This is a genomic window from Kitasatospora sp. NPDC057542, assembly GCF_042801945.1.
GTDB lineage: Bacteria > Actinomycetota > Actinomycetes > Streptomycetales > Streptomycetaceae > Kitasatospora.
Genome location: NZ_JBHVFE010000489.1, coordinates 1 through 6,571 on the forward strand (window position 1 = coordinate 1; position 6,571 = coordinate 6,571).

Consider the following 6,571-nt stretch of genomic DNA (forward strand, 5'->3'; position numbering starts at 1 on the left):
CTCGTCAGAGGCGTCCGGAAGCGCACCTCGGGCGCGCGCCACGGCATTTACCAGGCCCCCGGCGCGCACCGAAGGTGCGCTGGATCGCTGACCTGCGTTTTTATGGAGCTGTGGGTAGACCCGGGGACGTTTTGGCACCGTTGGTGCGCCGATTTCGACCCGCGCCGGCGCGGCTGTCGGCACGGATGGTCTACCGTGATCGGAAAGCGGCTTGCGGGACGAGCGCACGTGCAACGGCTGGTATTACTGGGGCATGCAGGAAGAGACGGCACGTTCCGCGATCGACACGTTCATCTCCGCGTTTAACGCCTCGGACGACAGTTATGTGACTGCCCTGCTCTCCCAGGCCCTGACCTCAGATGTGGTCTTCTGGGGGCCGTTGGGTCGCAGCGAAGGAATCGCGGCGGTCGAGCGGTTCGTGCTGGACATCCGGCGCCACCCGGCGGGGACCGGCACGATGGCGCGCTGCTCAGCGGTGGACATGCCTGGCGAGTGGGCCCGGTACCAGTGGGTCTTCACCACGCCGGATGGAGGCCCCCGCCTGGCGGGAACGGACGTCGTCCATCTGCGGCGGAGCCTCATCGACCAGGTCATCGTCTTTGCGGGGGAGATCGAGCCGTCCGCCTCCTGAGTCGTCCTTCTGTCGCTGTCCTTCTCGTGAACTTGTCCCTTTCGGTACTCCGGGGCTGCGGTTCGCGGTCGGTCGGGCTGCGGCGTTGAGGGGGCGTCCGCCCCAGCGGATGCCCTTCTCGCTGTGGATGCGGGCGCGTTCCTTGCGTTGGGCGGCAAGTACGTCGGGGTGGCGGGCGTTGGCGTTGCGCCAGCGCAGGTAGCGGTGCAGTGCCTGGGTTTGCGTGGGGTGGCTGCGGTGGTGGGAGTTGGCCAGGGTGAACTGCCGCAGCAGGCCGAAGTGGGCCTCGATCGGGTTGGCCCAGGATGTGTAGGTCGGGGTGAAGCACAGCTCGACCGTGTTCTTCTTCGCCCAGCGGCGGATGTCGGCGCCGGTGTGGGCGGAGAGGTTGTCCAGGATGATGTAGATCGGGGCGCCGTCGGGTCGGGCGGCGCGGATCGACTTCGGCGCGGCCAGGGTGTTGGCGGTGCCCTTGCGGCGTCGGTTGACGTCCCACAGGCGGTCAGCAGCCGCCAGTGCCCGTCGATCAGATCGGCGGTCCGCCGTGAGGGCAGCATCCTGGCGGTGATCATCCTGGAGATCGCTTACTGGGGCTGTACCGCGGACTAGGCCGTGTCCTGCCGATCAGTTGAGTCGTTGATGTGACTATGGGGAGTAGGGGTGATCTGACTGACGGCCAGTGGGAGCGGCTTCGGCCGCTGCTGCCGGTGGGTAACGGGCGTTGTGGCAGGTGGCGGGACCATCGGCAGGTCATCAACGGCATCCTGTGCCGGACGCGAACGGGCGTGCCGTGGCGGGACCTTCCTGAGCGCTACGGTTCGTGGAAGACGGTCCATGAGCGGCATCGCCGCTGGTCGGCGGACGGGACGTGGGAGCGCCTGCTCCAGCGGGTCCAGGCGGAGGCGGATGCCGCCGGTGGGATCGACTGGGACATCTCCGTCGACTCCACGTCGATCCGTGCGCACCACCACGTGGCCGGAGCCCGCCATGCACCGCCGGTCCTCAAAGGGGGCGCCGCGCACGCGATCAGGAATGCTCGGATGTGGACAGAGCTGTTCAACTGCCTGGTGGCGGTGGTGCGGCCGGAGAGGCCCTCGGGCGATCCCGGGGCGGCCACACCACCAAGATCCACCTGAGTGCGAAGGGGTACTATCGGGTGTTGTCCCTGGTCGTCACGCCGGGGCAGCGCGCCGACTGCACCCAGTTCGAGCCCGTCATGGACAAGATCCGGGTTCCGCGTATGACGACCGGCCGCCCCCGTACCACGCCCGACAGCGTCAGCGCCGACAAGGCGTACAGCAACCGGCGCACCCGCCGCTACCTGCGGCGACGGGCGATCCGACACGCCATCCCCGAGAAGGCCGACCAGGCAGCCAACCGCCGCAAGCGGGGAAGCGCCGGCGGTCGACCGCCCGGATTCGACAAAGAGCGATACAAGAAGCGCAACGTCGTCGAGCGCGCGATCAACAAGCTGAAGAACTACCGCACCGTCGCGACCAGATATGACAAACGCGTCTACGTCTTCCTCGGCACGGTCACGGTCGCCGCGCTGATCATCTGGCTCCGCTCATGATCGCGCGGACAGAACCTAATTTCAGCACCGGTCAAATTTCGACTGGCCGCCGCGTGCCCCGTCGTGCTGGCCGCAGCCCCTCCCCGGAGCCTGGCGCCGCGGGCCGTCGACCGCCTCGTCGGCCACCTGCGCCGGGCCGGGACCGTCCTGATCACCCCCGGCCCGTGGCCCGGTGCCCACCTGCGCCTGGACGTGACCGCCCGGCACTGGTCCGGAGTGCAGGACGGCTGGGGGCAGCTCGAACGACGGCGCGTGAGGGTGGAGTCCTCGGGCCGGGGCTCGGCGGCGCGACCGCGCTCCGCCGAGCTGTGGCTCCCGGACGCCACGGGCACCGTCGCGGCAGCGACGAAGCCCACCGCCCTCGCTGAGACGTCCAACAGCGGTGGCACAGCCGCCGTGGCGGGATGATCACCCTGAACGCGGAGCCGGCATGCCACGCTACCCCCGGACCGTTGTAGGTTCCAGCATCACTTGTCATTCTGAGCGAGCTTGACCTGCGGCTTCGGGCGGGTGTCTGGTCGACTTGCCGTTGGTTCTCGCGCTGCCTGACTCGATCCGCAGGCCGCAGGGCTGACCGCGGCCCGGTGACCTGTGACCTGCCGTTCCGGCACGCATGAACGACGCCACAACGTCGCACCGGATGCCACTCACAAGGCCAGCGCTGCCGTCACGCGGGCGAGCCGGTCAGTTGGCAGGGCGAAGCGGTTGGCCGGGTTGCGGTACGAGTAGCCGCCGTCGTTGACCTGGTGGCCGGACTCGGCCGTGCTCCAGCACACCGGACCGCACTGCCCCTGGTCTTCCAGCAGCGCAGCCGCGAGGCGCGGGCCGTACGGGGCGGTGCGCCTGCGGTGGCGGGCTCGGGCGGCCTGCTGGATCCCGGCCTCGGCCAGGTGCCGGCGGCCGGCGGCGAGGCCTTGGCGGACCTGTTCCTCGACAGCGGTGAACACGCGGTGGTAGGTGCGGTCGTACGCCTCGATCAGCTGGTAGGTCCACATGCCCGGGACGACGTCCCGGCCCAGGAGCTCCCGCTCGACCAGGTTGGCTGCGTAGGTGAGTTCTGAGAGCAGCTGTTGGTGACTTCGGAGAGCACGAGGTGCTGTGATCGCTGCTCAGTGCTGGTGAGAAGTAAGAGCGGTCGGGATGAGTTCGGTGTGTGTCAGGCAATGGCGGCGGCGGTCAGGGCGAGGGCGGAGCCGGCGAATACCACCGTGTGGCGGACGTTCTGGAGGATCCGGGTCCAGGCCGGGAAGGCGTCCTCGGCGGCCTTGAGGAAGGCGGGGACGTCGACCCGGGCCAGCTCGGGGTCGCCCTTGCGGTGGAAGGCGGCCTGCACGGACTTCACCGCACCGAGCTGGCTCTGCAGGATCAGGATGTTGGCGAGGAACGTGAGCGTGGAGAAAGCCCAGGTCAGCGTGGTGCCGAGCGGGTTGCCGGCCAGGTTGAGGGCGGCGGCGGTGAGGCTCGCGGCGGCGAAGGAGCCCGGGGCCCACCATTCGTGGCCGCCGGCGTCGAAGCGGAGCCTGTTCTCCTCCAGGACGGCCGGGCGGATGCCCTGGCGCTGCAGCTCGGTGACGGCGGCGGCCTTGGCGACGGCGCCGAAACGGTGGCGCAGTAGCGGGATGGAGGCGAAGGCGGCGGCGACGAGGATCTGGGCGGCGGCGGCGAGCGTGTTCACGGGATTCTCCTTCTGGGGCGGGTTCTCCGAGCGACTTTTACATAGTTCAAGTTCCGGTGCCGAGAACTGTAGGGGTCGAGTTGAACGCTGTGCAAGTGCCTTCTTGAACTTTGTGCAAGACGGGCTGCGGTGACCTATCGTGAACGCATGCCACGCGACACGCTGACCCGCGAACAGATCGTCCGGACCGCCGTCGAGCTGCTCGACACCGAAGGCCTGGAAGGCCTCAACATGCGCGCACTGGGCAAGCGCCTGAACTCCGCCGCTACCGCCGTCTACTGGCACGTCAAGAACAAGGACGGCCTCCTCACCCTCGCCGGGGACCAGGTCTGGGACGAGATCCGTCTCCCCGACCTCGACGCGGTCGACTGGCGCACCGCCGCCACCGCCATGGCCCACGACCTGCACGCGATGCTCACCCGCCACCCCTGGCTGGTGCAGGCCTTCGCCACCCACCTCTTCCACGGCACCGGCAAGGCCCGCCACGACGACCACAGCCTCGCCGTCTACGAGAAGGCCGGCTTCACCGGCTCGCAGGCCGACCGGGCCGCCGCCTCGGTCTTCACCTACGTCCTCGGCAACGCCGCACCCGCCGCCGCCACCACCTCGCTCACCCGCAGGATCGAACGCGAGGGCGGCGACGCCGAGGAGGTGTTCGGCGCGGTGATGAAGCAGGCCGTCGAGGCCGCCTCCGGGTTCCCCCGGCTACGCGCCCGGATCGACTCCGCCGCTTCCACCGACTACGCCGAGGCCCCGGACGACACCTTCGACTTCGGCCTCCAGTCCCTCCTCGACGGCCTGGAGGACCGCCTGCGTCGGACGAACAGCTGACAAACGGTCAGCGCGGCCGCCGGGTACCGAAGGCCCGCACAGCATGCAGGCCTGGGCTTCTGCGTGGCGCCCGCACTCATGCGGCGGTCAGGAGCGGCTCCTGGCCTCCGCCGGCTCCTGGAGCGGGCCCGAGATCCGGGCCAGCTCGTTGGCGATCTCGATCACGCTGGGAAGACGACAGGCGTGGCGGAGCAGCGGGTGTACCAGTTCCGGGGCTGCCCTGACGTTGAGGACTTCGAGACGGTGGCCGGGCCCCGGGACCGGCCCGCGCATGTCCTGGTGCGCGAGCGCCCCGGCGGTGACGAAATCGCCGACGGCTACGTGCTGGAGAACGTCGACCTGGACGAGCGCACGGCTGACTGTCTCTGGGGCAAGGGCGCAGACCCTGGGACAGTGACGACCTTCCTGCTTCAGGCCCTTGCCGAGGTTGCCTCGAACGACAGCTGAACCCGGCTGCCGAGTGAGCGGGCGGTCAAACTCACCTGGCCGACAGTCGAGATCACTTGTCAGAGGACACGCCGGCCTTCGTCAGGTTCTGCCGGAAGCGGATCAGCGGCGGGTGCTCCACCGCGTTCGGATCGGTCCGCGGGTCGTAGGCGGCCAGATGGGCCGCCCGCACCCGTTCGGCGATCCGCAGCCACTCCTGGTGGTCCGCCTCGGCGGTGAGCATCGAATGGTCGACGTTCGGGTCCTCCAGCGCCAGGCCTCGGAGCTGCTCCAGTGCCTTCCCCACCGCGTGGTCGATCTCCGCCGGTGTCATCCCGTCCGCGTCCCGGCACACCGGAGCGCGATGGAAGTGGTCCGTGTCCGGGTGGAGCTCCGGCCGCTCGCCGGGCGGGCGCAGCCAGCGGGCCGGGATGGTGTGGACGACCGTGTCGGGGAACGCGATGGCCTTCCCGTCCGCGGCCCGGACGACGCCGGTGATCTCGTACTCCCGGCCCTCGGCGAGATCGAGGGCCGCGGCCTGCTCGGCGGTCAGGCGCAGCGCGACAAGAGCAGGACGACCCCGACCGGGCGCCGGTGGTGTGGCTGCCGCCGACCGGTGCGGCCGCCCTCCACCTCTACCCGGACATCAGCCCCGCCCTCGACCAGGCCACCCGACCCGACACCGGCGCGGCCGTGGGCCCGATGCTGCTCCCGGCGATGACCAGCGCCTCCTACCAGTGGCGCTGACCTTCTCCCGCCTGCCCGGCTGTGACGGTGCACCGTAGATGGCCGGAGTTTCGCGCTACTTGGCCTGCTCCGTGCTCCTCGGTTCCCGCTCACGCCGCGGTCTCCCGGCTTCCGTCGGCACCAACGTGGTGCGAAGGCCTGAAAGATTTCCTTCCGTCGTGTCGATCTGTGGCTGCGCCGTTCGACCTGGGACTGAGAGGGTCGAGAGACGATCCCCGATCAAGGAGGCTGACGATGGCGAAGTACATGCTGATCATGCGGGGCACGGACGAGTCCGTCGCGAAGATGATGGCCACGCCGTTCGAGGAGATGCTGGAGACGGTGGGCCGCTTCAACGACGAGCTGATCCGGGCGGGGGTGCTCGTCGCCGCGGAGGGTCTGGACGACCCGTCCCAGGGCGTGGTGGTCGACTTCAGTGGCCAGACCCCAGTGGTCACCGATGGGCCGTACGGTGAAACGAAGGAACTGTTCGGCGGTTTCTACCTGATCGACGTCGCGTCGAAGGAGGAAGCGGTCGAGTGGGCCAAGCGGCTCCCGGCGTTCCCGGGCTCGAAGTGTGAGGTCCGCCGCGTGCCGGGCATCGAGGAGTTCCCGCAGGACAACGAGTGGATCGTCAAGGAGCGGGCGTGGCGCGAGCGGACCGGCCAGCTGTGACGCCCCCGGCCGTCGACGGCCCGCCGAGCGCCGC

Annotated in this window: 10 protein-coding genes and 2 pseudogenes; 8 read left to right on the forward strand and 4 right to left on the reverse strand. The window is 69.5% G+C overall.

What is annotated here, in order from left to right:
• The first annotated feature begins 253 nt into the window (after nt 1–253).
• Nucleotides 254–631, forward strand: a complete 378-nt coding sequence (locus tag ACFU7Y_RS37385; RefSeq protein WP_224280924.1) for a nuclear transport factor 2 family protein — start codon at nt 254–256, stop codon at nt 629–631.
• A 75-nt stretch (nt 632–706) separates the two neighbouring features.
• Here the strand turns inward: ACFU7Y_RS37385 and ACFU7Y_RS37390 are convergent.
• Nucleotides 707–1,135, reverse strand: a pseudogene (locus ACFU7Y_RS37390) (transposase); the annotation flags it as partial.
• A gap of 143 nt (nt 1,136–1,278) precedes the next feature.
• On the opposite strand from ACFU7Y_RS37390, the pseudogene ACFU7Y_RS37395 reads away from it, so the two are divergent.
• From ACFU7Y_RS37395 to ACFU7Y_RS37405, 3 genes and pseudogenes are all read left to right on the forward strand, one after another.
• Nucleotides 1,279–1,452, forward strand: a pseudogene (locus tag ACFU7Y_RS37395) (transposase); the annotation flags it as partial.
• A 47-nt stretch (nt 1,453–1,499) separates the two neighbouring features.
• Nucleotides 1,500–2,204, forward strand: coding sequence for an IS5 family transposase (locus ACFU7Y_RS37400; protein ID WP_380771031.1), 705 nt, complete (start codon nt 1,500–1,502; stop codon nt 2,202–2,204).
• 63 nt (nt 2,205–2,267) lie between these two features.
• Nucleotides 2,268–2,612 carry a hypothetical protein gene (locus ACFU7Y_RS37405; protein ID WP_224280923.1) on the forward strand — a complete coding sequence of 115 codons (345 nt, stop codon included), beginning with the start codon at nt 2,268–2,270 and terminating at the stop codon, nt 2,610–2,612.
• A 239-nt stretch (nt 2,613–2,851) separates the two neighbouring features.
• Here the strand turns inward: ACFU7Y_RS37405 and ACFU7Y_RS37410 are convergent, their stop codons facing one another.
• Nucleotides 2,852–3,199: a hypothetical protein gene (locus tag ACFU7Y_RS37410; protein WP_224280922.1), complete on the reverse strand. Its 348-nt coding sequence runs from the start codon at nt 3,197–3,199 to the stop codon at nt 2,852–2,854.
• Nucleotides 3,200–3,360: 161 nt separating this feature from the next.
• The gene (locus ACFU7Y_RS37415; protein ID WP_380771032.1) at nt 3,361–3,879 is read right to left on the reverse strand and encodes a hypothetical protein; all 519 of its coding nucleotides are present in this window, start codon (nt 3,877–3,879) and stop codon (nt 3,361–3,363) included.
• 147 nt (nt 3,880–4,026) lie between these two features.
• Between ACFU7Y_RS37415 and ACFU7Y_RS37420 the strand changes: the two genes are divergently transcribed.
• Nucleotides 4,027–4,710, forward strand: a complete 684-nt coding sequence (locus tag ACFU7Y_RS37420; RefSeq protein ID WP_224280920.1) for a TetR/AcrR family transcriptional regulator — start codon at nt 4,027–4,029, stop codon at nt 4,708–4,710.
• Nucleotides 4,711–4,893: 183 nt separating this feature from the next.
• The gene (locus ACFU7Y_RS37425; RefSeq protein WP_224280919.1) at nt 4,894–5,157 is read left to right on the forward strand and encodes a hypothetical protein; all 264 of its coding nucleotides are present in this window, start codon (nt 4,894–4,896) and stop codon (nt 5,155–5,157) included.
• A 52-nt stretch (nt 5,158–5,209) separates the two neighbouring features.
• Here the strand turns inward: ACFU7Y_RS37425 and ACFU7Y_RS37430 are convergent, their stop codons facing one another.
• The gene (locus tag ACFU7Y_RS37430; RefSeq protein ID WP_380771033.1) at nt 5,210–5,470 is read right to left on the reverse strand and encodes a hypothetical protein; all 261 of its coding nucleotides are present in this window, start codon (nt 5,468–5,470) and stop codon (nt 5,210–5,212) included.
• A 260-nt stretch (nt 5,471–5,730) separates the two neighbouring features.
• Here ACFU7Y_RS37430 and ACFU7Y_RS37435 point away from each other — a divergent pair, with 260 nt between their 5' ends.
• The gene (locus tag ACFU7Y_RS37435) at nt 5,731–5,883 is read left to right on the forward strand and encodes a hypothetical protein (RefSeq protein ID WP_224280918.1); all 153 of its coding nucleotides are present in this window, start codon (nt 5,731–5,733) and stop codon (nt 5,881–5,883) included.
• Nucleotides 5,884–6,117: 234 nt separating this feature from the next.
• A complete protein-coding gene (locus tag ACFU7Y_RS37440; RefSeq protein WP_224280917.1) occupies nt 6,118–6,537 on the forward strand; it encodes a YciI family protein in 420 nt (139 codons plus the stop codon).
• Nucleotides 6,538–6,571: the final 34 nt, after the last annotated feature.